This is a genomic window from Streptomyces sp. NPDC005408 (genome assembly GCF_040606445.1).
Lineage (GTDB): Bacteria > Actinomycetota > Actinomycetes > Streptomycetales > Streptomycetaceae > Streptomyces.
On record NZ_JBEXEX010000017.1, the window covers coordinates 82,735 to 107,087 of the forward strand.

Genomic DNA, 24,353 nt, shown 5'->3' on the forward strand with positions numbered 1-24,353 from the left:
GTAGGCGTGTCGTCCCTTGCGCTGTACCGCCGCTATCGCCCCGAGTCCTTCGCCGAGGTCATCGGGCAGGAGCATGTCACTGACCCGCTGCAGCAGGCCCTGCGGAACAACCGGGTCAATCACGCGTACCTGTTCAGCGGGCCGCGCGGATGCGGAAAGACGACCAGTGCGCGCATCCTCGCCCGTTGTCTGAACTGTGAGCAGGGGCCCACGCCCACGCCCTGCGGCGAGTGTCAGTCCTGCCGCGACCTCGCGAGGAACGGGCCGGGGTCGATCGATGTCATCGAGATCGACGCCGCTTCCCACGGTGGTGTGGACGATGCGCGTGATCTCCGCGAGAAGGCCTTCTTCGGTCCGGCGAGCAGCCGGTACAAGATCTACATCATCGACGAGGCGCACATGGTCACCCCGCAGGGCTTCAACGCCCTGCTGAAGGTGGTCGAGGAGCCGCCGGAGCATCTCAAGTTCATCTTCGCGACCACCGAGCCGGAGAAGGTCATCGGCACCATCCGGTCGCGTACGCACCACTACCCCTTCCGGCTGGTGCCCCCGGGGACGCTGCGCGACTACCTGGGCGAGGTGTGCGGCAAGGAGGACATCCCGGTCGCGGACGGTGTGCTGCCGCTCGTCGTACGGGCGGGCGGGGGGTCCGTGCGTGACTCCATGTCCGTCATGGACCAGCTGCTTGCGGGCGCGACCGAGGAAGGTGTGACGTACGCCATGGCCACCGCCCTCCTCGGGTACACGGACGGGTCGTTGCTCGACTCGATCGTGGACGCCTTCGCGGCGGGCGACGGGGCCGCGGCCTTCGAGGTCGTGAACACGGTCATCGAGGGCGGCAACGACCCGCGGCGCTTCGTCGCCGATCTCCTCGAGCGGCTGCGGGACCTGGTGATCCTGGCCGCCGTGCCCGACGCGGGGACGACAGGGCTCATCGACGCCCCGGCCGATGTGGTCGAGCGGATGCAGGCGCAGGCGTCCGTCTTCGGCGCGGCCGAGCTGAGCCGGGCCGCGGATCTGGTCAATACGGGGCTTACGGAGATGCGTGGCGCCACCTCGCCACGGCTGCAACTGGAGCTGATCTGCGCGCGGGTGCTGCTGCCCGCCGCCTTCGACGACGAGCGGTCGATGCAGGCGCGGCTCGACCGGCTGGAGCGGGGGGCCACGTTCTCGACCGGCGGTCCGGGGCCCGCGATGGGGTACGTCCCGGGGCCTGAGGCCCAGGCTCACGCACCGGTGCCGCACGCGCCGCCCGTCCAGCACGCGCCGCCCGCCCAGTCCGTGCCGCAGGCACAGCACGCACAGCCCTCGCCCGTCGAAGCCCCCGCCCCCGCCCCGGCTCCCGCTCCCGCGCCGGTCGCTCCTCCCGCCGAGCAGCAGCCCGCCGGGCAGCGCCCCGGGGCCTGGCCCGCCGCGGCTGGGGCGTCGGCCGCATCCCCGGCCGCGCCCGAGGCCGGGCGGCGGCCCGGCGGATGGCCCACCGCGTCGGCCCCGGGACAGGGCAGTGGGCAGGCACAGCCCGCGGCCCCCGCTCCGGCACCGGCCGCAGCTGCTCCCACCCCCGCCGCGGCGAGCCCCGGCATGGTCCAGGGCGCCGGCCAGGTACGGAACATGTGGCCGGACATCCTGGAAGCGGTGAAGAACCGCCGCCGCTTCACCTGGATCCTCCTCAGCCAGAACGCCCAGGTGGCGGGCTTCGACGGCACCACGCTCCAGCTCGGATTCATCAATGCAGGAGCCCGGGACAACTTCGCGAGCAGCGGCAGCGAGGAAGTGCTGAAGCAGGCGCTGTCCGAGCAGTTCAACGTGCAGTGGAAGGTCGAGGCGATCATCGATCCCTCGGGCGGTACCGGCGGCCCCGGCGGCGGAGCCCAGCCCCCGTCCGGCGGCGGTGGCGGTTTCGGGGGCGGCGGTTTCGGCGGCGGTGGCAGTGGCTACGGCGGCGGCCGCGGAACGTCCGCCCCCTCCCCGCAGGCCCCGGCCCCGCAGGCCGCAGCTCCCGCCCAGGCACCCGCGGCCCCGGCGCCCCGGCCCGCGCAAGCGGCTCCCCAGTCGCCCTCCCGGCAGGCGTTCGCCGCCGAGCCCCCTCGACCCGCCGCCGTGCACAGCCCGCCCCCGGTCGCCCCCGAGGACGATGTGCCGGAGGAGGACGACCCCGATCTGGTCGACTCGGCGCTCTCCGGCATCGACGTGATCGTGCGCGAGCTCGGCGCCACGGTCGTGGAGGAATACACGAACGAGTAGGGGGAGGCCGCTCGGAGGCCCGTACAAGATCGGCCACCCCGGCGGTTAGGCTGGCTGCCGTGAAGGTCCTCGTCATCGGCGGCGGCGCCCGCGAACACGCCCTGTGCCGCTCTCTCTCCCTCGATCCCGACGTCACCGCACTGCACTGCGCGCCCGGAAACGCAGGCATCGGCGAGGTCGCCGAGCTGCACCCGGTCGACGCGCTGGACGGTGCGGCCGTGGCGCGGCTCGCCACCGAGCTGGAGGCCGGACTCGTCGTCGTCGGGCCCGAGGCACCGCTCGTCGCCGGGGTCGCCGACGCCGTACGGGCCGCGGGCATCCCCTGCTTCGGCCCCTCCCGCGAGGCGGCCGAGCTCGAGGGCTCCAAGGCCTTCGCCAAGGACGTCATGGCGGCGGCCGGAGTGCCCACGGCCCGCAGCTACGTCTGTACGACCCCTGAGGAGATCGACGAGGCTCTCGACGCCTTCGGCGCTCCGTACGTCGTCAAGGACGACGGCCTCGCAGCCGGCAAGGGCGTCGTCGTGACCGGCGACCTCGAGAAGGCCCGCGAGCACGCCCTGGCCTGCGGCGGCCGCGTGGTCATCGAGGAGTTCCTCGACGGGCCCGAGGTCTCCCTCTTCGCCATCACCGACGGCGAGACGGTTCTCCCGCTCGCCCCCGCCCAGGACTTCAAGCGGGCCCTCGATGGCGACGAGGGCCCCAACACCGGCGGCATGGGTGCGTACTCCCCGCTGCCGTGGGCCGACCCCAAGCTGGTCGACGAGGTCATGGCCACCGTCCTCCAGCCGACCGTCGACGAGCTGCACCGCCGTGGCACGCCCTTCGCCGGGCTGCTGTACGCGGGCCTCGCCATCACGAGCCGCGGCGTACGGGTCATCGAGTTCAACGCCCGTTTCGGCGACCCGGAGACCCAGGTGGTCCTGGCCCGCCTCAAGACCCCGCTCGCGGGCCTGCTGCTCAACGCCGCCAACGGCACCCTCGACGACGAGCCGCCGCTGCGGTGGCGTGATGACGCCGCCGTGACCGTGGTCGTCGCCTCGCACAACTACCCGGAAACCCCGCGCACCGGCGATCCGATCGAGGGCCTGGACGAGGTCGCGGCCCAGGATGCGCCCCACGCGTACGTCCTGCACGCCGGGACGAAGCGGGACGGCGACGCGATCGTGAGCGCCGGCGGCCGCGTCCTTTCGGTCACCGCGACCGGGAAGGACCTGTCGCAGGCGCGTGAGCGCGCGTACCGGGCGGTGGCCCGGATCCGTCTCGACGGTTCGCAGCACCGTACGGACATCGCACGGAAGGCCGCCGGGGAGTGAACCTCTAGGCCCTGAGGACCGTCATCACCTTTGCCTAAAGCCATTCCATCGAGTGACGGCTGAGCCATCCGGATGACGCCCGCCGAAGGCCCAACTAGGGTGCGGCGCAGGCGTTCCGGCACATGGCCCACCGGCATTGCGATGTCAGTGGCGGGTGCCACAGTGGGGGAGTGAGCAACACCCGTCGCAGGGCAGAGGGGGTGAGGTCGGACCGTGTCCGGTACCGGTATCGGTGAGTCGCTGGGTGCGCTGACCGCGCGCTCGCGAGCCCTCGCCGTGCTGCGTGTGCGCAGCAGGGCGCTGGCCGTGGCGCTGCTGCCCGCAGCCGTCGCGGTCGTGCTGTTCGCGGGCGATGCCACGGGACATATGAACGGCGGGAGTTGGGACACGGCGCGCTGGGTCGTCTCGGTCTTCGCGGTGATCGTGCTGCTGCTCGCCGCGGCGGTCGCGGCCGTGATCGTCCGGGCCCGTCCGGCCCTCAGCCCCACCGTCGAGCTCTCGGAGCGGACGGCCCCGGATCTGTACCGGCTGGTGCGGGACCTGGCAGAGCGTCTTGAGGTGCCCGCGCCCTCCGCGCTGGCGCTCACCCCGGACTGCGACAGCTGGCTCGAGGACCGTACGCACCCGGCCCATGCGATACGGGGCGGAAGCAGGCGCCGCACCACCGAGGCGCCCGTGCTGGTGATCGGCTCGCCGTTCCTGTGGTGGATGCGCGTCGCCGAGCTGCGGGCCGTGCTGGCACCGGTCGTCGCGGGTACGTCGCCTTCCGCACACCCCGACATAGCCGCGGCCCGCCGCTTCGTACGGGGTCTGGACGCCGCGGTCGCGGTCGCGGCAGCCCCGGAGCAGGGGCCGATACGCAAGGCGGCGCTCGGCTTCGTCGGCGGGACCACCCGGCTGCTGCTCCACAGCTGTCAGGCGCCCGCCTCCGAGATGGAGCGTGGTGTCGCGGCGGCCGCGTCCGAGCGTGCACAGGCTGTGGATTACGGCCTGCGGATCGTCGCCCAGGAGCAGGTCGGCCTCGCCTATGCGGGCTGGGACCGGCTGCTGACCAGGGTCGCGCTGCCCGCCTGGCGCATGGGCCGCTGGCCGTCCCGCCTCGACGCGGGCGTCGTCTCGGCCCTGACCGAGCTCTCGCGGCGCGACCGTCTCGCCGAGGGATTCGCCTCCCGTCTTGGCGAGCGCCCCGCCTGCGACCTGCTTGAAGAGCCCGGCACGATCGACGAGGCCGCCTCCCTGCTGGCCGCGCGCCTCTTCCACGGCGGCCCGGCCGAGGCGGGACCCGACTGGTCGCCGGTGGACTGGCAGCAGTATCCGGAAGAGGTCGTCGACCGTAAGTGGCGTACGGAAGCGGCCCGCCTGCACCGGGTGCTCGACGAGCTGGGCGTACCGCCGTCGGCCGGCCCGGACGGGCCGACGCTGACCCGGGTGATGGACCATCTGTCGGGCCGGGGCGCCGAGGCCGGCGAGACTCTGGCGGCCGGGATCAGCGCGGAGGTCGCCCGCGAGGAGGCGGCGGTTCCGCCGGTACCCAAGAGCCCGGGAGACGCGAAGAGCCCGGGGGGCGCGCTGAACGGCTGGGGCGCGGACCCGCTCCCGCTCTTCCCTCTCCAGCCGCCCCGTACGGGCCGGGAGCTGCTCGCCGACCATGTGACCGCGATGGTCTGTTGCGCCGCCGTCGACACGGCGGGCGCGGCCCCGGGCCTCGACTGGCTCGACGGCCCGGCGCTCATGATCAATGGTGAACGCCGCGCGGATCTGTCCACCCCCGTCCTGAGCCTGACCGAGGACGGCGACGCGGCCCCGCTGCGCAGCTGGCTCTCCACCCTCGGCGTCCGCCCGGAAAAACCGGTCCGTCTGGTCTGACGGCGCCGGGCCGCGACGGTCCGGGACGAGCCCTTCCCTCCGCTCGCAACGGGCAATACATCCCCCTCACCCGGAACATCCCCTTCCGCTCACGTCAATTCGCGACGAACGGTGACGGAGCGCGTGCGTTATGTGATGTGCTGGAGACCGGCGCTGACAGGAGTCGGCGCATCAAGGGACCCGGGGGCATCGAGGGAGGGCGCAGCATGGGGGCGGAGCAGATCCGGCGGTGGGAATCGGGCGCCCTCGCCCACGCCGTCACGGACCCTTTCGGCCAGGGCCCTCTGCCCTGGCTCCGCGGCAGCGAGCACTACTTCGACGACACGGGCCAGGTCGTTCCCTGGTACGCGGACCCGGACCGCGGCAAGAGCGCCCGCGGCCCCCGCACCGCCGACGACGTACGCAGGCAGATCAAGGGCTTTGCGTCCACCGGCGCCGCCGCCCCCGGCGAGGCGATCGACTTCCACATCACGGTGGACCCGCCCCAGCAGTTCTCGGTCGACATCTACCGCATCGGGCACTACGCGGGCGACGGAGCAGCCAAGATCACCACCAGCCCGCGCCTGTCCGGCATCGTCCAGCCACCCCCGCTCACCGCCGACCGCACCGTCTCCTGCCACCACTGGTGGCTCTCCTGGCGGCTGCAGATCCCCTCCTACTGGGCGATCGGCGCGTACGTCGCCGTGCTCACCACCGCCGACGGCTACCGCTCCCACATCCCCTTCACCGTCCGCGACGACCACCCCGCCGACCTCCTGCTGCTCCTCCCGGACATCACCTGGCAGGCGTACAACCTCTATCCGGAGGACGGGCGCACCGGCGCCAGCCTCTACCACGCGTGGGACGAGAGGGGCCGCCTGCTCGGCGAGGAGGACGCCGCCATCACGGTCTCCTTCGACCGCCCGTACGCGGGCGCGGGCCTGCCCCTCCATGTCGGCCACGCCTATGACTTCATCCGCTGGGCGGAGCGGTACGGCTACGACCTCGCCTACGCCGACACCCGCGACCTCCACGCCGGCCGCGTCGACCCCACCCGCTACCGCGGACTGGTCTTCCCGGGCCACGACGAGTACTGGTCGGCCCCCATGCGCCGCACCGTGGAGTGCGCCCGCGACGGCGGCACCTCGCTCGTCTTCCTCTCCGCCAACACCATGTACTGGCAGGTCGAGCTCGGCCCGGCGCCCTCCGGCGTCCCCGACCGTCTGCTGACCTGCCGCAAACGCCACTCCCCCGGAAAACCGGCCCTGTGGCGCGAGATCGACCGGGCCGAGCAGCAGCTCCTCGGCATCCAGTACGCAGGACGGGTCCCCGAGCCGCACCCCTTGGTCGTACGGAACGCCGATCACTGGCTCTGGGAGGCCACCGGCGCCGACGAGGGCGACGAGCTCCCGGGCCTGGTCGCGGGCGAGGCCGACCGGTACTTCCCGCGCACCGCCCTGCCCGAGCACCAGGGCCGCATCCTGCTCGCCCACTCCCCCTACCAGGACAGTGAGGGCTCCACCCGCCACCAGGAGACCTCCCTGTACCGCGCACCCTCCGGCGCCCTCGTCTTCGCGTCCGGGACCTTCGCCTGGTCCCCGGCGCTGGACCGCCCCGGCCATGTCGACACCCGTGTTCAGCGGGCGACAGCGAACCTCCTCGACCGCATCTGCAAGCGCGACTGACCCCGTACGAGCCGGTCCATCCCGCGTACGGGACAATCGGACGCGTTGGCCCACCCGTCTCCCACCACCGCCCTACTTGTGCCCCTTCGGGGCGCCCCTCTTGTTCCACCACGGGGAGGAACCGTGTCCGGATTCGTCGAAAAGCCCGAGCCGCTTCAGGTGCCGGGCCTGGTACATCTGCACACCGGCAAGGTGCGCGACCTGTACCAGAACGAGGCGGGCGACCTCGTGATGGTCGCCAGCGACCGCATGTCCGCCTACGACTGGGTGCTGCCCACCGAGATCCCCGACAAGGGGCGGGTGCTCACCCAGCTCTCGGTGTGGTGGTTCGAGCGCCTCGAGGACCTGGTCCCGAACCACGTCCTGAGCACTGACCTCCCCGAAGGCGCCCCCGCCGACTGGGCAGGCCGCACCCTCGTCTGCAAGTCGCTGCGCATGGTCCCGGTCGAGTGCGTCGCCCGCGGCTATCTCACCGGCTCCGGCCTCGTCGAGTACCAAGCGTCCCGCACGGTCTGCGGTCTCGCGCTGCCCGAGGGCTTGAGCGACGGCTCCGAGCTCCCCGCCCCGATCTTCACGCCCGCCACCAAGGCGGCCGTCGGCGAGCACGACGAGAACGTCAGCTACGAGGAGGTCGCCCGCCAGGTCGGTGCGGAGACCGCAGCCCAGCTGCGCCAGACGACCCTCGCCGTCTACAGCCGGGCCCGTGACATCGCCCGCGACCGGGGCATCATCCTGGCGGACACCAAGTTCGAGTTCGGCTACGACGGGGACGAGCTCGTGATCGCCGACGAGGTGCTGACCCCGGACTCCTCCCGCTTCTGGCCGGCCGCCACCTGGGAGCCGGGCCGCGCCCAGCCGTCGTACGACAAGCAGTACGTCCGGGACTGGCTGACCTCGCCCGCTTCCGGCTGGGACCGCAAGAGCGAGCAGCCGCCGCCCGCGCTGCCGCAGGAGATCGTCGAGGCGACCCGCGCCAAGTACATCGAGGCGTACGAGCTCCTCACCGGTCAGACCTGGCAGTAGGCACACGAAGAAGGCCCCGGTCGTGATGACCGGGGCCTTCTTGATCTGAGCGGACGACCAGGTTCGAACTGGCGACCTCAACCTTGGCAAGGTTGCGCTCTACCAACTGAGCTACGTCCGCATGCGCCGTAGCGCGGAGACCACTATACCCAACCTCGCTCGCGGGCGAGACGCACTGCCGTATGACGGTTCTCGGCCCCCAGCTTGGAGGCGGCCGACGAGAGGTAGTTCCGCACGGTCCCCTGCGACAGCGAGGCCCGCTCCGCGATCTCCGCGACCGGCGCCCCGTCCGCCGCCAGTTCCAGCACCTCGGCCTCCCGGACGGTCAGCGGGGAGTCCCCCGCGGAGATCGCGTCGGCTGCCAACTCCGGGTCCACATAGCGGTTTCCGGCGTGGACGGTACGGATGATCTCCGCCAGCCGCCGGGCGCTGACGGTCTTCGGGACAAAGCCCCGCACGCCGGCTGCCAGCGCTCTTTTGAGGTGTCCGGGCCGTCCGTGGCTCGTCACGATCATTGTTCGGCACTCGGGCAGTTCGGCCCGTATCGATGTGGCCACACTCACACCGTCCGGGGCGGGCATATGCAGATCGAGGACCGCGACATCGGGCCGGTGTGCCCTCGCCATCGCGAGGGCCTCGGTCCCCGAGGCGGCCTCGGCGACCACCACAAGATCGTCTTCGAGGGCGAGCAGCGCGGCCAGCGCGCCACGGATCAGATGCTCGTCATCGGCGAGCAGTACCCGTACGGGTGGTGTGGTCATCGTTCCTCCCGGGGAAGCGGCACCTTCGCCGTGAGCTGCCAGCGGCCCTCGCCCGCCGGGCCCGCATCCAGCGAGCCGTCCAGCGCCATCAGCCGTTCCCGCAGCCCGGCGAGTCCGGAGCCGCCCGCGCCGGAGTGGGGCTCCGGCGCGCCGTCGTTCTCGACGACCAGGACCGCATGATCGGCCGTACCCGCCAGCCGGATCACACAGTGCGCCGCGTCCCCGTGCCGCAGCACATTCGTCGTCGCCTCCCGTACGACCCAGCCGAGCGCCGACTGGATCCGGGCCGGCAGCTCGCTTCCGTCGCCGCCCTCTGTCCGGCAGTCGATCCCGGCCGCTTCCAACACCCCCTGCGCGCCCTGAAGTTCGACGCCGAGATCGACATCGCGATAGCCCCGCACCAGCTCCCGTATCTCCTGCTGCGCTTCATGGGTCATCCGCTGCACCTCGGTCATCTGGTCCGCCGCCTCTGCCCTGCCCCGCCGGGCCAGCTGCACCGCGAGCTCGCTCTTGAGCGCGATCACTGCGAGATTCCGCCCCAAGACGTCGTGCATGTCCCGTCCGAACCGCAGCCGTTCCTCAGCGACCGCAAGCCGCGCCTGTACGTCCCGGGCCTCCCGCAGCTCCCACATCACCGCCAGCACCCACATGGACGCGCGGGCCGTGAAGACCATCCATCCGTTCACGAAGCCGACGGTCGCGACGGTGAACAGCACCTCGTCGGCGCTGCGGCCGGTCAGCGGGACCAGCCCGCAGATCACGGCCAGCACCACCAGCTGGATCAGAGCCGTGGTCCGGTTCGGTACGAGCAGACAGTGGACGGTCAGGAACGGCGCCAGCGCCGCAGCCAGCATCGTCGGCAGCTGCCCCGTCAGATCGACCATGGCCGCCAGCACCACCACGGCGGCCGTCGCCGCGGCCGTCGCCGCCGCCGCCCACGCGACCAGCCTCCGGGGCACCTGCCCCTGCCCCAGATAGGCGTCCATCGCGTGCCGTACCAGGCGTCCGCAGAGCACCCCTTCGGCGAGCGCGAGCAGCATGGCGGTCACGACCAGCGCCTGCTGCCCGTCCTCGCGAACCGGCCGGGCCAGCAGCAGCAGGGTCAGCCCGAGGACCCCCACCCACACGATCAGATGGACCGTGCCGCGCGTGTACAGATCCACCTTGGCAAGACCGCTGCGACCGCTCCAGCCCTTCACCCGCACAGACACCTCCAAGGTCGTGTCGTCAAAGTCCCGTCTGCCCGGCGGGCGGACGACGCTACTTTGACGACACTCCCTAGCGCCGCGGCTCCCAGCGGAACCACCGGACCACAGCAAACACCGCGAGCACCGTCCAGGCCAGTGCGTTCAGCGCGGCACCAAGGAGGTCGTACGTCTGCGCCCCGCCCAGCCAGCCGGCTCGCACCAGCTGCACCACCCCGGTCATCGGCAGCAGTTCGCACAGTGAAGCCATCTTCTGGGGCAGGACCTCCAGCGGGATGAAGAGGCCCGAGCCGATCATGGACACCAGGAACACCGGCAAGGTGGTGATCTGCGCGCTCTCCACGGTTCTGGTGTAGGCGGATGTCGCCGCGGCCAGCGCGCTCAGCAGGACCATCCCCACCAGCACGCCCGCGACGAGCAGTTCGGGCCGCACAGGCACCTTCAGGCGGAGCAGCACGACCCCGGCTACGACCATCACCGCGCACTGCGCGAGCGCCAGGACTGCCGCGGGCAGCGCGATCCCGGTGAGGATCTCCGGATCGGATGCCTCGCCCGTGCGCAGCCGCTTGAGCACCAGCGCCTCGCGCCGGGCCGTGTACGCCGAGACGAGGTTGGTGTAGACGACCATGATCAGCGTCATACCGATGCCGCCGGTCATCGCGGCCTCCGGGACGCTCATCCCGGCCTCTTCGGGATCGAGCGGGTCGAGCGAGGCCTTGATCGCCCCGATCATCGCCACCGGCACGAACAGCGCCACGGCGAGCGCCGAGCGATTGCGGACGAGCAGGGTCAGCTCGGCCCGCCCGAGCGCCTTCAGCCGTCCTGTCACGGCGACCACGGTCGTATTCATCGGGCGTCCACCAGCCGCTCCTGCCGCTGGGCGATGTCGAGGAAAGCTTCTTCGAGCGTGGCCGACCGGGCATCCAGCGCCTCCAGGCGTACGTCCGACTCACGTGCCCACAGCAGCAGTTCACCGAGCGCCTGCTGCAACTGGTGCGTACGGATCTCGATCCGGCGGCCGTCCGCCGCAGCCCGCAGCGAGAGCGGCAGCCGCCCCGCCGCCACCCCCTCGGGCAGCACGAACCTGATGCGGGCCGGCCGGGCAGCCGTCACCTCGGCAGGGGTCCCCGTGCTCACGATCCGCCCCCGGTGCATGATCGCCAGCCGGTCGGCCAGGGACTCGGCCTCCTCCAGATAGTGCGTGGTCAGCAGCACGGTCGTGCCGCCGTCCCGCAGTGCCCGCACCAACGCCCAGGTGTCGTACCGCCCTTCCGCGTCCAGGCCGGTCGTCGGCTCGTCGAGGAAGAGCACCTCGGGCCGCCCGAGCAGTGCGAGCGCCAGATCCAGTCGCCGCCGCTCGCCGCCCGACAGCTGCTTGACCCGTACGCCGGAGCGCCCGCCGAGCCCCACCAGCTCCAGCGCCTCACCGGTCGGCCGGGCCCCGGTCGTGCACCCTGCCCACATCCGGGCTGTCTCGGCCACGGTCAGGTCGGAGGGAAAGCCGCCCTCCTGGAGCATCACGCCGGTCCTGGGCCGGACGGCGGCGCGCTCGCGGTGCGGATCGTGGCCGAGGACCCGCACCCGTCCGCCGTCGGGCGGGGCGAGGCCCTCCAACAGCTCGACCGTGGAGGTCTTGCCCGCGCCATTGGTCCCGAGGAGGGCGAAGATCTCGCCGCGTGCCACGGAGAAGGAGATCCCGGTCACTGCCTCGAAGCCGCCGGCGTAGGTCCGCCGCAGCCCCTCGGCCTCGATGACGTACTGGTCTGTGGTCATGACTCAAGGCTTCCGCCGGGCCTGGCCGCCGGGCAGTGCGGGCTGTCACCGCTGTTCATGACAAATGTCATCGGTGCCGGTTGCATACGAAGGGCATACGAAAAAGGCCCCGGTCGCGATGACCGGGGCCTTTTCCTCTTGAGCGGACGACCAGGTTCGAACTGGCGACCTCAACCTTGGCAAGGTTGCGCTCTACCAACTGAGCTACGTCCGCATTGCTGCCGCTCAGCTCTCACTGGGCGGTGCGTCCACCACTCTACCTGATCGACTTCAGTGACCGGTAAAGCGATGCAGAGCGGGTGACAGGAATTGCACACTGCGCCTTCCCCCTGGAAGGGGGATGTTCTGCTACTGAACTACACCCGCACGCTGCGTGAGGTTCGGCCTCCTGGCCTCGCCCCTCGGCGTGCTCCAGACTCTAGCCGAACAGCGGGGGTGCAGTGCAACTCCGATCCGCGCGCGGCTCTCAACTGGCCTCGCGGAAGGCTGCGTAGACCGCCTTGGGGATCCGTCCTCGGGCCGGCACGTCCATCTTGTTGGACTGCGCCCAGGCCCGTACGGCCGCCGGGGCGGGCTCGAGCGCGGTGTGCCGGTAGGTGACGCGGGACTTGTCACGCTTCCCGGCATTTGTCTGCTTCCGGCCGGCCGCCACGTACGGGGCCAGGGCCTTGCGCAGTTTCTTTGCATTGGAGGGATTGAGGTCGATCTCGTACGACTTCCCGTCCAGGGCGAACGCGACCGTTTCCGCCGCAACTCCGCCGTCGATGTCGTCGGAGAGCGTGACCACTACTCGCTGAGCCACGGATATCGGTCCTTTCCCTGCGGTATCACCGTTCTGACATGCGTACTGACAGGCGGCGATACCGGCTTCCCGGCTGCTGAGGGGCAATGGCGCTTTCCTCTGTATTCCTTTGTACAGCGGCAGGCGTCGCATTGTGAAGCCCAGCCAATTACATGCGCGTGTCCGAGGCAATGGCGGGTGGGATTCTTTCCCGGGATTTTCCCCGGGCCTTCTCCGGATATCTACCCGCGTAGATTTTTCGGGCGGGTACGCTGAGGGAACCGCCCTCGCAACACACCACCGGGAGTGCCCGTGGCACGCGTCGTAGTCGACGTCATGCTCAAGCCCGAGATCCTCGACCCCCAGGGACAGGCAGTACAACGTGCACTGCCGCGTCTCGGATTCGACGGAATCGCGGACGTACGTCAGGGAAAGCGCTTCGAGCTGGAGGTGGAGGGGCCGGTCGACGAGGCCGCCCTCGCCCGCATCCATGAGATGGCCGAAACGTTCCTCGCCAACACCGTCATCGAGGACTTCGTCGTAAAGGTGGAATCGTGACCGCTCGTATCGGAGTCGTCACTTTCCCCGGCACGCTCGACGACAAGGACAGCCTCCGTGCCGTCCGCCTCGCCGGCGCCGAGCCCGTCTCGCTCTGGCACCGCGACAAGGACCTCAAGCAGGTCGACGCCGTGGTACTCGCCGGAGGTTTCTCCTACGGCGACTATCTGCGCGCCGGAGCCATCTCCCGGTTCTCGCCGGTGATGGAGACGATCATCGACCAGGCCAAGGCGGGTATGCCGGTTCTCGGCATCTGCAACGGCTTCCAGATCCTCACCGAGTCGCATCTGCTGCCGGGCGCCATGCTCCAGAACAACCATCTGCACTTCATCTGCCGTGAGCAGAAGCTGCGGGTGGAGACGAGCGAAACGGCCTGGACCGCGGACTACGCCGCCGGTCAGGAGATCCGGATCCCGCTCAAGAACATGGACGGGCGGTACGTCGCCGACGAGCGCGTGCTCGACGAGTTGGAGGCAGAGGGCCGGGTCGCCTTCCGCTACATCGACTTCAACCCGAACGGCTCGCTCCGCGACATCGCGGGCATCACCAACGCCGCCGGCAATGTCGTCGGTCTGATGCCGCACCCGGAGCACGCCGTCGAGCCCCTGATCGGCACGGGCCGCACCGACGGCCTCGGTTTCTTCACCTCGATCCTCAAGAAGCTGGTCAACGCATGAGCCTGGACACGGTCAAGCACGCGGCCGAGACCCCGGACGTCGAGCAGCCCTGGAAGGAACTCGGCCTCAAGCAGGACGAGTACGAGCGCATCCGCGAGATCCTCGGCCGCCGTCCCAGCGGCGCCGAGCTCGCCATGTACTCCGTCATGTGGTCCGAGCACTGCTCGTACAAGAGCAGCAAGGTCCACCTGAAGCAGTTCGGCGAGAAGGTTCCCGAGAACGACGCCATGCTCGTCGGCATCGGTGAGAACGCGGGCGTCGTCGACGTCGGCCAGGGTTACGCGGTCACCTTCAAGGTCGAGTCGCACAACCACCCGTCCTACATCGAGCCCTACCAGGGCGCGGCCACCGGCGTCGGCGGCATCGTCCGCGACATCCTCGCGATGGGCGCCCGCCCGGTCGCGGTCGTCGACCCGCTGCGCTTCGGCGCGGCCGACCACCCCGACACCAAGCGCGTCCTGCCGGGTGTCGTCGCGGGTATCGGCGGCTACGGCAATTGTCTCGGCCTGCCGAACATCGGCGGCGAGGTCGTCTTCGACGAGTGTTACCAGGGCAACCCGCTGGTCAACGCGGGCTGCATCGGCGTGATGAAGCACGAGGACATCCACCTCGCGCAGGCGTCGGGCCCCGGCAACAAGGTCATCCTGTACGGCGCCCGCACGGGCGGCGACGGCATCGGCGGCGTGTCCGTCCTGGCTTCCGAGACCTTCGAGTCGACCGGTCCCGCCAAGCGCCCCGCCGTCCAGGTCGGCGACCCCTTCCAGGAGAAGCTCCTCATCGAGTGCACGCTCGAGATCTTCAAGGAGCAGCTGGTCGCGGGCATCCAGGACCTTGGCGGCGCCGGTCTGTCGTGCGCCACCTCCGAGCTGGCGAGCGCCGGTTCGGGCGGTATGCGCGTCGAGCTCGACACCGTCCCGCTGCGTGACGCGACCCTCTCGCCCGAGGAGATCCTCATGAGCGAGTCGCAGGAGCGCATGTGCGCGATCGTCGAGCCCGACAAGGTCGACCGCTTCATGGAGATCTGCGAGAAGTGGGACGTCATCGCCACCGTCATCGGTGAGGTGACCGAGGGCGAGCGGCTGGAGATCTTCTGGCACGGCGAGCAGATCGTCGACGTACCGCCGCGGACCGTCGCCCACGAGGGCCCGGTGTACGAGCGTCCCTACGCCCGTCCGGAGTGGCAGGACGCGCTCCAGGCCGACGACGCGAACAAGCTCCCCCGGCCGGCGACCTCCGAGGAACTGCGTGAGCAGGTACTCAAGCTGGTCGCATCGCCGAACCAGGCGTCGAAGTCCTGGATCACCGACCAGTACGACCGTTTCGTGCAGGGCAACACCGTGCTCGCGATGCCCGAGGACGCGGGCATGGTCCGGATCGACGAGGAGTCGAACCTGGGTGTGGCCATGGCGACCGACGGCAACGGCCGGTACACCAAGCTCGACCCGTACACGGGCGCGCAGCTCGCGCTGGCGGAGGCGTACCGCAATGTCGCGGCGTCCGGCGCCAAGCCGCTCGCCATCTCGGACTGCCTGAACTTCGGCTCGCCCGAGGACCCGGCCGTCATGTGGCAGTTCGCGGAGGCCACGCGCGGTCTCGCGGACGGCTGCTTCCAGCTCGGCACCCCGGTCACGGGCGGCAATGTCTCGCTCTACAACCAGACCGGCGAGGTGGCGATCCACCCGACGCCCGTCGTGGCTGTCCTCGGTGTGATCGACGACGTCAACCGCCGTACGCCGATCGCCTTCAAGGAAGAGGGCCAGCTCCTCTACCTGCTCGGCGACACGCGTGAGGAGTTCGGCGGCTCGGCCTGGTCCCAGGTCATCCACGACCACCTCGGCGGACTGCCGCCGGCCGTGGACCTGGACCGCGAGAAGCTGCTCGGCGAGATCCTGATCTCGGCCTCCCGCGACGGCATGATCGACGCGGCGCACGATCTGTCGGACGGCGGTCTGATCCAGGCCGTCGTCGAGTCGTGCCTGCGCGGCGGTACGGGCGCGCGGCTGATTGTCCCCGACGGTCTGGACGCCTTCACCTTCCTGTTCAGCGAGTCGGCGGGGCGCGCGGTCGTATCGGTGCCGCGCAGCGAGGAGCTCCGCTTCAACGACATGTGCGGGGCGCGGGGTCTGCCCGTGACGCGTATCGGTGTCGTGGACGGCGACGAAGTGGATGTGCAGGGCGAGTTCAGCATCGCGCTCAACGAGCTCCGTACGGCTCACGAGGAGACCATCCCCGGTCTGCTGGTCTGACGCACAGCCCTGTGGGAGCCCCCGTCCGGATCATCCGGGCGGGGGCTTTCCCGTCACCTGCTGCTTGTCGTACCCACCGTTTACTGTCGGTCTCATGCCACCGGCCAAGAAGCGCACCCGCAGCTACGACTCCGCGAAGATCCGTACCGCCGTCCTCACCCAGTTCGAGCACGTACGCCAGGCGGTCGGCACCCTCACGCCCGAACAGCTGGCCCTGCCCACCCGGCTCGGGGACTGGACCGTGCGTGACCTGGCCGGGCACATCACCATGGCCGTCGGTGCGGTCAGCCGGTGTCTGGAGCAGCCCGCGCCCGTTGCCGTGGAAGTCGAGCTGCTGGACTGGCCGTTCGCGACCGTCAAGCACGCCGGGAGCATCTCCGAGGACAGCAAGGAGATCGCGGCGAGCGCCGAGCCCCCCGAGCTGTACGCGCGAACCGCCGCCCGGATCACCGAACTCCTGCCCGCCGCCCCCGACGACCGGCTGCTCGCCACCCGCGTCGGCGCGATGCGGCTCGGCGACTACCTGGTCACCCGTACCGTCGAACTCATCGTCCACACCGATGACTTGAGCGATGCGACCGGGCTCGACATCCCGTACGACCGGCAGGCACTCGCCGCCTGTACCCGTCTGCTCGCCGACGCGCTCGCGGTGAAGGCGCCGGGTGGCTCCACCGAGGTGCGTGTGCCGCCGTTCGCCGTCGTGCAGTGCGTCGAAGGCCCGCGGCACACCCGGGGCACCCCGCCCAATGTCGTCGAGACCGATCCACTGACCTGGATCCGCCTCGCCACCGGGCGTGCGGGATGGGCCGCGGCGCTCGATGCCGCGAAGGTCAGCGCGAGCGGGGAGCGCGCCGATCTCTCCGCGCTGCTCCCGATCCTGGGCTGAACGAGAGTGGGGGAAGGCCGGGGGAAAGCAGGGGAACCAGAGCCAGGCCAGCCCCGTCGAATCGGTATGCGCAACCAGCTGAGCATTCCTGTTACCGCCCTGGCGCTGCTCGCCCTCGCGGCCTGCGGCACGGAAACCGGTTCCGGTTCGGGATCCGGCGACGGCGGCGGCTCGGTCTCGACCGATCTGCCCCTCACCGGCGTCCACTGGTCTGTTGACAGCGTGACCGTCGGCGGCAAGAAGTCGCCGGCCCCCGAGGGCGCGCATGTCGAGATCGGCCCCAAGGGCCACGCCGGGGGCAGCTTCGGCTGCAACAGCTTCGGGGCGGACGTCACGATCGACGGCGACACGATCACCGTGGGCAATGCCGTTCAGACCGAGATGGCCTGCGACAAGAACCGCATGAGCTTCGAGGACGCACTGCGGGCCGCCTTCTCCGGCAAGCTCAAGGCGAAGATCACCGACGGGAGGCTCACGTTGACCACCGAGAAGGGCGACTCCATCGCCCTCAGCGCGCAGAAGTCGGCCCCGCTGGTCGGCACCAAGTGGACCGTGAACTCCCTCGTCACCGGCGACACCGCGTCCTCGCTGCCCGCCGGCACCGAGAAGAAGGCGTACATGACCTTCGGCAAGGACGGTTCCGTACGCGGAAGCCTCGGCTGCAACACGTTCACCAGCACCGCGAAGATCTCCGGCTCCACCATCACCTTCGACCGGCTCGCCACCACCCGGAAGATGTGCACCGGCACGGCGATGACGGTGGAGAGCCATCTGCTGAAGGTCCTGGAGGGCAAGGTGACGTACAAACTCCAGCACAACAGCCTGTCCCTCACCGCGGAGAGCGGCAAGGGACTGGCGGCGTCGTCGGAGCCCGCCTTTCTGAGGAAGTGATCAGGCGGGATACGGGAGCAGCCCGGCGTCGGTCCGCTCCCACGCCGACCCGGAACCCGCACGCTCGGGAGGCACGACAGGTGTGACATGGGCAACGCTGAGGTTGCCCCTGACGCCCGCGGGGAGGGTTCACACGCATGCGGATCCGGGCCCGTCCCGATGGGGAGGGGCCGGTTTCAAAGAGGACTTATCGCCCACTCGGCGCGCGCAGCTACAGATCGCGCCGGCGACACGGACCAGGTCAACGTGTCGGCGCTCCACCAGCGTGACCGTCCGGTCACCAAGAGGCGGCATGGTCCACGACCCTCCACGACCCCCCGCGTACCTGTCAACGAGCGTCCCGCACTGTGGTCAGCAGCGCTCCGGGCCACCCCCCGGACGAGCCACCTGAGCATCCCCAATTCGGACCAGTGGTCGATCTCGCCTACACTCGGTGCCGTGCCACGTGGTGACGGACGACTCAACCACGACCTGCTCCCCGGTGAGAAAGGCCCCCAGGACGCTTGCGGCGTCTTCGGTGTCTGGGCTCCGGGCGAAGAGGTCGCGAAGCTCACTTACTTCGGGCTCTACGCCCTCCAACATCGAGGCCAGGAATCCGCGGGAATCGCGGTGAGCAACGGCTCCCAGATCCTCGTATTCAAGGACATGGGCCTGGTCTCTCAGGTCTTCGACGAGACATCTCTCGGCTCCCTCCAGGGTCATATCGCGGTCGGTCACGCCCGCTACTCGACCACGGGTGCCTCCGTGTGGGAGAACGCTCAGCCGACCTTCCGGGCCACCGCCCACGGCTCGATCGCACTCGGCCACAACGGAAATCTCGTCAACACCGCCCACCTCGCCGAGATGGTCGCGGCTCTCCCCAAGGAGAACGGCCGGGCCACCCAGGTCGCCGCCACCAACGACACCGATCTGGTCACCGCGCTCCTCGCGGGCCAGGTCGACGACGACGGCAAGCCGCTGACCATAGAAGAGGCGGCCGCCAAGGTCCTCCCGGACGTCCTGGGCGCCTTCTCCCTCGTCTTCATGGACGAGGGCACCCTGTACGCCGCCCGTGACCCGCAGGGCATCCGCCCGCTCGTCCTCGGCCGCCTCGACCGCGGCTGGGTCGTCGCGAGCGAGTCCGCCGCCCTCGACATCTGCGGTGCCAGCTATGTCCGCGAGATCGAGCCGGGCGAGCTCATCGCCATCGACGAGAACGGTCTGCGCACCTCCCGCTTCGCGGAAGCGAAGCCCAAGGGCTGTGTCTTCGAGTACGTCTACCTGGCCCGCCCCGACACCGACATCGCCGGCCGGAACGTCTATCTCTCCCGAGTTGAGATGGGCCGCAGGCTCGCCAAGGAAGCCCCGGTGGAGGCGGATCTGGTCATAGCGACGCCGGAGTCCGGCACCCCCGCCGCCATCGGCTACGCCGAGGCCAGCGGAATCCCCTACGGCTCCGGCCTGGTGAAGAACGCCTACGTGGGCCGCACCTTCATCCAGCCGTCCCAGACCATCCGCCAGCTGGGCATCCGCCTCAAGCTGAACCCCCTCAAGGAAGTCATCCGGGGCAAGCGACTAGTCGTGGTCGACGACTCGATCGTCCGCGGCAACACCCAGCGCGCCCTGGTCAAGATGCTCCGCGAGGCCGGCGCCGCCGAGGTCCACATCCGGATCTCCTCCCCGCCGGTGAAGTGGCCCTGCTTCTTCGGTATCGACTTCGCGACCCGCGCCGAGCTCATCGCCAACGGCATGTCGATCGACGAGATCGGCAAGTCGCTGGGCGCCGACTCGCTCTCGTACATCTCCATCGACGGCATGATCGAGGCGACCACCATCGCCAAGCCGAATCTGTGCCGCGCCTGCTTCGACGGCGAGTACCCGATGGACCTTCCGGACCCCGAGCTGCTCGGCAAGCAGCTTCTGGAGACCGAGCTGGCGGGCGGCTCCGACGCCGCCGACGCGCTCCGTCGCCCGTAATCCCTGCAGTACGACACGAAAGCTCTCAACCCCATGTCTGAGACCACTGGTGCCAGCTACGCAGCCGCGGGCGTCGACATCGAAGCGGGCGACCGCGCCGTCGAGCTGATGAAGGAGTGGGTGAAGAAGACCCAGCGCCCCGAGGTCCTCGGTGGCCTCGGCGGATTCGCCGGTCTCTTCGACGCCTCCGCCCTCAAGCGGTACGAGCGTCCGCTGCTCGCCTCCGCCACCGACGGCGTCGGCACAAAGGTCGATCTCGCCCGCAAGATGGGCGTGTACGACACGATCGGCCACGACCTCGTCGGCATGGTCGTCGACGACCTGGTCGTCTGCGGTGCCGAGCCGCTCTTCATGACCGACTACATCTGCGTCGGCAAGGTCCACCCCGAGCGCGTCGCCGCCATCGTCAAGGGCATCGCCGAGGGCTGTGTGCTGGCCGGCTGCGCGCTGGTCGGCGGCGAGACCGCCGAGCACCCCGGTCTCCTGGGCGAGGACGACTTCGATGTCGCCGGCGCCGGTACGGGAGTGGTCGAGGCCGACCGTCTGCTGGGCGCGGATCGTATCCGTACGGGTGACGCGGTCATCGCGATGGCGTCCTCCGGCCTTCACTCCAACGGGTACTCGCTGGTCCGCCATGTCCTGTTCGACCGGGCGAAGATGTCTCTCGACCAGCAGGTCGAGGACTTCGGCCGGACGCTGGGCGAGGAGCTCCTCGAACCCACCAAGATCTACTCGCTGGACTGCCTGGCGCTCACCCGGACCACCGAGGTGCACGCTTTCAGCCATGTCACCGGCGGCGGTCTTGCCAACAACCTCGCCCGGGTGATCCCGGACAATCTCCACGCGATCGTCGACCGTTCGACCTGGACGCCCGGCGCGGTCTTCGATCTCGTCGGCCAGGCCGGTCAGGTCGAGCGCCTGGAGCTGGAGAAGACGCTCAACATGGGCGTGGGCATGATCGCCGTCGTCCCCGAGGAGTCGGTGGACGCGGCGCTGACCACGCTCGCGGACCGCGGCGTCGATGCCTGGGTCGCAGGTGAGATCACCGAGCGCGGCGAGCACACCACCGGTGCGACCCTGACCGGGGACTACGCGAACTGAGCCCGTAGGGGCAGCGCGAAACCCGGTCCGGGGCGAACGCCCCTGACCGGGTCACGTGGCAATGCTTTTTTGAGGTGTACGTACGTCAAGCGCCGCGGCGCTGCGACGACGGACCGGACTCGTCGTCCTCGTCATCGTCGTCGTTGTACAGATCCGCGTACTGTGCGTACGGGTCATCTTCCTCGTCGTCATCCTCGAACGGCTCAGCGTTCGGTGGTTGACTCGAAGGCGATGCGCCCAGCTCGTTGGCCAGACGCGACAGGTCAGTCCCGCCGCTGTTGTACTTCAGCTGGCGGGCGACCTTTGTCTGCTTGGCCTTGGCCCGGCCGCGCCCCATGGCTCGACCCCCTCGGTGACGGGGCTCGACGGCCCCAGAGTCTTGACACGCGTTCATGATTCGGAACGGGCTCTCCGTGGAGAGACCGGTCCGTAGGGCTTCAACGGTACCTGCTTCCGCGGCCATACGGTACGCCGCCCGCATGACGCGCCACTTCGCAGAACCCGCGAGGAGCCCCGTCCTCGCTGGTCAACTGCGATTTTAACCTCTTCTTGGCCGTCGACCCGCCGACCGGGGTGAGTCTTCTCTCCCGCGGCGGCGGGCCGGGCCCGGCGAGGATCAGCGCCGGCGGGCTTCCGCCATCCGCTGTTCGGCGATCCGGTCGGCCGCCGCGGCGGGCGGAATGCCGTCTTCCTTCGCACGTGCGAATATCGCCAGCGTGGTGTCGAAGATCTTCGCCGCCTTTGCCTTGCAGCGGTCGAAGTCGAAGCCGTGCAGCTCGTCGGCGACCTGGATCACGCCACCCGCGTTCACCACATAGTCGGGGGCGTAGAGGATCCCGCGGTCCGCGAGGTCCTTCTCCACGCCCGGGTGCGCGAGCTGGTTGTTGGCAGCGCCGCAGACGACCTTCGCGGTCAGAGCGGGCACGGAGTCGTCGTTCAGCGCGCCGCCGAGCGCACAGGGGGCGTAGACGTCCAGGCCCTCCGTACGGATCAGGGCGTCGGTGTCCGCGACCGCCGTCACCTGCGGGTGCTTGTCGAGAATCCGGCGTACGGACTCCTCGCGCACATCCGTGATCACGACCTCGGCGCCGTCCTTGAGCAGATGCTCGACCAGGTGGTGCCCGACCTTGCCGACGCCCGCGATGCCGACCTTGCGGCCGCGCAGCGTCGGGTCGCCCCACTGATGCTGGGCGGAGGCGCGCATGCCCTGGAAGACGCCGTACGCGGTCAGGACCGACGAGTCGCCGGCGCCGCCGTTCTCGGGCGAGCGGCCGGTGGCCCAGCGCGTCTCCCGGGCCACGACGTCCATGTCCGCGACATACGTGCCGACGTCGCAGGCGGTGACGTAGCGGCCACCGAGGGAGTCCACGAACCGGCCGTAGGCCAGCAGCAGCTCTTCGGTCTTGATCGTCTCGGGGTCACCGATGATCACGGCCTTGCCGCCGCCGTGGTCGAGTCCGGCCATGGCGTTCTTGTACGACATCCCCCGGGAGAGGTTCAGCGCGTCGGCGACGGCCTCTTCCTCGGTGGCGTACGGGTAGAAGCGGGTACCGCCGAGGGCAGGGCCCAGGGCGGTCGAGTGGATGGCGATGACGGCTTTGAGGCCGGAGGCGCGGTCCTGGCACAGCACGACTTGCTCGTGGCCGCCCTGGTCCGATCGGAACAGGGTGTGCAGGACGCCGTCGGTCACATCGGTCACGGTGGTGACTCCCAAGTACGAAGCGGCGGAATGAAGGGCTTCCTGTGGGTGGGGAAGGCCCAGTTGGGACAGAGGGTAAGTCCTACGCGTGCGTAGATCCGACCCAGTGCTGAGGATCACCCCCTGGCGGAGTACCGGCATGGAAGGATTTGCGGCATGCCAGCGCTGTCCTCGGTCCTCGTCCCGTACGCGGCCTACCTGCGGGTGTACGAGCCGCTGGCGGCCTTTCCCGAGCCGGAGCGGAGCCACTGGGCCCGCTACGCCCGCCGGGAGCGCACCCCCACCGCGCAGGACGAACTCCGGCGCTCGCTCGCCGACTTGCTGCCCACCCCGCCCGTCCCGGTGCCGGTCCACGAGAGCGGCGACGCCTTTGTCACGGAGGTGGACGGGGTGGTCTGCGTCTGCCCTTGGCGGACCCGGCTGCGCGGCTGGCTGGCGCTGGAGGAGCTGTCCGAGCAGCTGCCCGCGCCGCTGCTCGACGCGGTACTGCCGCCGGTGGTGCGCGGGCAGGCAGCCGCCGACTACGAGCAGTGGCGCGAGCGCAACCCCGACGCGAGGCCGTGGATCAGGACGTCGGTCTGGCAGGTGCCGGTGCGCTGGTTCGCGCTCTTCTCGGACGAAGAGCGCGAATACGAGCCCGCCGGGCCCGCGGCGGCCGTGCTGCGCTACCGGACGCCGATGGTGCAGGCGCGGCGCCGGGTGGCCCGGGCGCTGAAGGCGCTGCGGGAGACGATCGACGAGGGCTCGCTCACGGAGGGCCTGGTAGATGTGGGGCGGTGGCTGGAGGAATTCCATCCGCGTTCCCTGGTCGAGCTGGACTACGGCGGCCTGGTGCACGCTCTTGCGGGACCTCGGCTCGCGGAGGACCGTTCGGCTGCGGATCTTGCCGAGGGGATCGCGGCGCTGCAGGCCGGGGACGGCGAAGGCGCCGGCGAGGCGTACGCGCGTCTTGTCGAGCGCTGGCGGGCTGTGAGGGACCTTCAGTTCGCCAACTGAGCGTTTCTGTGGATCATTGAGCCTCATTGAGGCCATCGGTCCAGGACGTAGGTCCCGATCCGGGCCTTTGTCTCAAGCGTGACGGACGGCACTTACTGGGCTCTTGCGCCCATCGCCTACCCTCGTGTCAAAATAGGACAAGGAGTCCGGGGAGGACTCCTTCCGTCCAACTAAGGGCGGAATGCTCGGCATTGCACTCTACGGGGGGTCTGACGACTCCTGATCGCTCTGTGACTGATCGTCACTGTGACGTGACTGTCCGCTATGACATGGTCCATCGGCGTTCCGACGCTGTTGGACACCTCAGAGGGCAATTCCGTCGGTTTGGCCGACGTGGCTGGACAGATGGTGTAGTTGTAGTGCCGAGGACAAGCCGTTCGTCCTATAACCGACTCGGCCCGCGTCCGCCATTTCGGGCAACGCGGGTCAAGGTGCAGAATTTAGAGGAAAGAACCGAGAAGGTTCGGTTCTCCCGAGGAGGCCGCTCATGACCGCTCGCACCCCTGATGCCGAGCCGCTGCTGACCCCGGCTGAGGTTGCCACGATGTTCCGCGTGGACCCGAAGACGGTGACCCGCTGGGCGAAGGCCGGCAAGCTCACGTCCATCCGCACGCTCGGTGGACATCGTCGGTATCGCGAGGCTGAGGTCCGCGCACTGCTTGCGGGTATTCCGCAGCAGCGCAGCGAGGCCTGAACACCCCATTTGATCGGGC

At 69.9% G+C, this 24,353-nt stretch carries 22 protein-coding genes and 3 tRNA genes; 14 read left to right on the plus strand and 11 right to left on the minus strand.

Features of this window, described 5'->3' with window-relative positions:
- Nucleotides 1–6 precede the first annotated feature (6 nt).
- The 5 genes from ABZS64_RS18395 to ABZS64_RS18415 all read left to right on the plus strand — a co-directional run bounded on the left by ABZS64_RS18395 (nucleotide 7) and on the right by ABZS64_RS18415 (nucleotide 8,110).
- On the plus strand, nucleotides 7–2,244 hold the full coding sequence (locus tag ABZS64_RS18395) for a DNA polymerase III subunit gamma and tau (RefSeq protein WP_355830224.1): 2,238 nt from the start codon (nucleotides 7–9) through the stop codon (nucleotides 2,242–2,244).
- Between the two features lie 59 nt (nucleotides 2,245–2,303).
- Nucleotides 2,304–3,557 carry a phosphoribosylamine--glycine ligase gene (purD, locus tag ABZS64_RS18400; protein ID WP_355830227.1) on the plus strand — a complete coding sequence of 418 codons (1,254 nt, stop codon included), beginning with the start codon at nucleotides 2,304–2,306 and terminating at the stop codon, nucleotides 3,555–3,557.
- A gap of 213 nt (nucleotides 3,558–3,770) precedes the next feature.
- The gene (locus tag ABZS64_RS18405; protein WP_355830230.1) at nucleotides 3,771–5,423 is read left to right on the plus strand and encodes a hypothetical protein; all 1,653 of its coding nucleotides are present in this window, start codon (nucleotides 3,771–3,773) and stop codon (nucleotides 5,421–5,423) included.
- Nucleotides 5,424–5,629: 206 nt separating this feature from the next.
- Nucleotides 5,630–7,087, plus strand: coding sequence for a N,N-dimethylformamidase beta subunit family domain-containing protein (locus ABZS64_RS18410; RefSeq protein ID WP_355830233.1), 1,458 nt, complete (start codon nucleotides 5,630–5,632; stop codon nucleotides 7,085–7,087).
- A 123-nt stretch (nucleotides 7,088–7,210) separates the two neighbouring features.
- A complete protein-coding gene (locus ABZS64_RS18415) occupies nucleotides 7,211–8,110 on the plus strand; it encodes a phosphoribosylaminoimidazolesuccinocarboxamide synthase (protein ID WP_355830236.1) in 900 nt (299 codons plus the stop codon).
- A gap of 48 nt (nucleotides 8,111–8,158) precedes the next feature.
- Here ABZS64_RS18415 and ABZS64_RS18420 read toward each other — a convergent pair.
- From ABZS64_RS18420 to ABZS64_RS18455, 8 genes are all read right to left on the minus strand, one after another.
- Nucleotides 8,159–8,231 (minus strand) — tRNA-Gly (locus ABZS64_RS18420).
- 22 nt (nucleotides 8,232–8,253) lie between these two features.
- Nucleotides 8,254–8,871: a response regulator transcription factor gene (locus tag ABZS64_RS18425; RefSeq protein ID WP_355830238.1), complete on the minus strand. Its 618-nt coding sequence runs from the start codon at nucleotides 8,869–8,871 to the stop codon at nucleotides 8,254–8,256.
- Entirely contained in the window at nucleotides 8,868–10,082 is a 1,215-nt protein-coding gene (locus ABZS64_RS18430) for a histidine kinase (protein WP_355830241.1), read from the minus strand. The genes ABZS64_RS18425 and ABZS64_RS18430 overlap by 4 nt, the downstream gene beginning before the upstream one ends.
- Nucleotides 10,083–10,149: 67 nt before the next feature.
- Nucleotides 10,150–10,926, minus strand: coding sequence for an ABC transporter permease (locus ABZS64_RS18435; RefSeq protein WP_355830243.1), 777 nt, complete (start codon nucleotides 10,924–10,926; stop codon nucleotides 10,150–10,152).
- Nucleotides 10,923–11,849, minus strand: coding sequence for an ABC transporter ATP-binding protein (locus tag ABZS64_RS18440; RefSeq protein WP_355830246.1), 927 nt, complete (start codon nucleotides 11,847–11,849; stop codon nucleotides 10,923–10,925). The genes ABZS64_RS18435 and ABZS64_RS18440 overlap by 4 nt, the downstream gene beginning before the upstream one ends.
- A 141-nt stretch (nucleotides 11,850–11,990) precedes the next feature.
- A tRNA-Gly gene (locus ABZS64_RS18445) sits at nucleotides 11,991–12,063 on the minus strand.
- Between the two features lie 80 nt (nucleotides 12,064–12,143).
- Nucleotides 12,144–12,215 (minus strand) — tRNA-Gly (locus tag ABZS64_RS18450).
- Between the two features lie 100 nt (nucleotides 12,216–12,315).
- Nucleotides 12,316–12,651, minus strand: coding sequence for an Lsr2 family protein (locus ABZS64_RS18455; RefSeq protein WP_355830248.1), 336 nt, complete (start codon nucleotides 12,649–12,651; stop codon nucleotides 12,316–12,318).
- A gap of 291 nt (nucleotides 12,652–12,942) precedes the next feature.
- Between ABZS64_RS18455 and purS the strand changes: the two genes are divergently transcribed.
- The 5 genes from purS (at nucleotide 12,943) to ABZS64_RS18480 (ending at nucleotide 17,888) form a co-directional block, all read left to right on the plus strand.
- Nucleotides 12,943–13,188, plus strand: coding sequence for a phosphoribosylformylglycinamidine synthase subunit PurS (gene purS / locus ABZS64_RS18460; protein WP_078076409.1), 246 nt, complete (start codon nucleotides 12,943–12,945; stop codon nucleotides 13,186–13,188).
- Nucleotides 13,185–13,865 carry a phosphoribosylformylglycinamidine synthase subunit PurQ gene (gene purQ / locus ABZS64_RS18465; RefSeq protein ID WP_355830253.1) on the plus strand — a complete coding sequence of 227 codons (681 nt, stop codon included), beginning with the start codon at nucleotides 13,185–13,187 and terminating at the stop codon, nucleotides 13,863–13,865. The genes purS and purQ overlap by 4 nt, the downstream gene beginning before the upstream one ends.
- Nucleotides 13,862–16,111: a phosphoribosylformylglycinamidine synthase subunit PurL gene (purL, locus tag ABZS64_RS18470; protein WP_355830255.1), complete on the plus strand. Its 2,250-nt coding sequence runs from the start codon at nucleotides 13,862–13,864 to the stop codon at nucleotides 16,109–16,111. The genes purQ and purL overlap by 4 nt, the downstream gene beginning before the upstream one ends.
- 94 nt (nucleotides 16,112–16,205) lie before the next feature.
- Nucleotides 16,206–16,997, plus strand: coding sequence for a sterol carrier family protein (locus tag ABZS64_RS18475; protein ID WP_355830258.1), 792 nt, complete (start codon nucleotides 16,206–16,208; stop codon nucleotides 16,995–16,997).
- A gap of 66 nt (nucleotides 16,998–17,063) precedes the next feature.
- On the plus strand, nucleotides 17,064–17,888 hold the full coding sequence (locus ABZS64_RS18480; protein WP_355830261.1) for an META domain-containing protein: 825 nt from the start codon (nucleotides 17,064–17,066) through the stop codon (nucleotides 17,886–17,888).
- 129 nt (nucleotides 17,889–18,017) lie between these two features.
- Here the strand turns inward: ABZS64_RS18480 and ABZS64_RS18485 are convergent, their stop codons facing one another.
- On the minus strand, nucleotides 18,018–18,182 hold the full coding sequence (locus ABZS64_RS18485; RefSeq protein ID WP_355830263.1) for a putative leader peptide: 165 nt from the start codon (nucleotides 18,180–18,182) through the stop codon (nucleotides 18,018–18,020).
- Nucleotides 18,183–18,326: 144 nt separating this feature from the next.
- Between ABZS64_RS18485 and purF the strand changes: the two genes are divergently transcribed.
- Together purF and purM are read left to right on the plus strand one after the other, a co-directional pair.
- Nucleotides 18,327–19,844: an amidophosphoribosyltransferase gene (gene purF, locus ABZS64_RS18490; protein ID WP_355830266.1), complete on the plus strand. Its 1,518-nt coding sequence runs from the start codon at nucleotides 18,327–18,329 to the stop codon at nucleotides 19,842–19,844.
- 33 nt (nucleotides 19,845–19,877) lie between these two features.
- On the plus strand, nucleotides 19,878–20,945 hold the full coding sequence (purM, locus tag ABZS64_RS18495; RefSeq protein ID WP_355830268.1) for a phosphoribosylformylglycinamidine cyclo-ligase: 1,068 nt from the start codon (nucleotides 19,878–19,880) through the stop codon (nucleotides 20,943–20,945).
- A gap of 85 nt (nucleotides 20,946–21,030) precedes the next feature.
- On the opposite strand, the gene ABZS64_RS18500 is transcribed toward purM, so the two are convergent.
- Both ABZS64_RS18500 and ABZS64_RS18505 read right to left on the minus strand, forming a co-directional pair.
- The gene (locus ABZS64_RS18500) at nucleotides 21,031–21,282 is read right to left on the minus strand and encodes a DUF3073 domain-containing protein (protein ID WP_307662491.1); all 252 of its coding nucleotides are present in this window, start codon (nucleotides 21,280–21,282) and stop codon (nucleotides 21,031–21,033) included.
- 279 nt (nucleotides 21,283–21,561) lie between these two features.
- A complete protein-coding gene (locus ABZS64_RS18505; protein ID WP_355830270.1) occupies nucleotides 21,562–22,644 on the minus strand; it encodes a Glu/Leu/Phe/Val dehydrogenase in 1,083 nt (360 codons plus the stop codon).
- A 156-nt stretch (nucleotides 22,645–22,800) separates the two neighbouring features.
- On the opposite strand from ABZS64_RS18505, the gene ABZS64_RS18510 reads away from it, so the two are divergent.
- Nucleotides 22,801–23,640: a hypothetical protein gene (locus ABZS64_RS18510; protein ID WP_355830273.1), complete on the plus strand. Its 840-nt coding sequence runs from the start codon at nucleotides 22,801–22,803 to the stop codon at nucleotides 23,638–23,640.
- A 487-nt stretch (nucleotides 23,641–24,127) separates the two neighbouring features.
- Nucleotides 24,128–24,334, plus strand: a complete 207-nt coding sequence (gene bldC / locus ABZS64_RS18515) for a developmental transcriptional regulator BldC (protein ID WP_003949541.1) — start codon at nucleotides 24,128–24,130, stop codon at nucleotides 24,332–24,334.
- The last annotated feature ends 19 nt before the right edge of the window (nucleotides 24,335–24,353 follow it).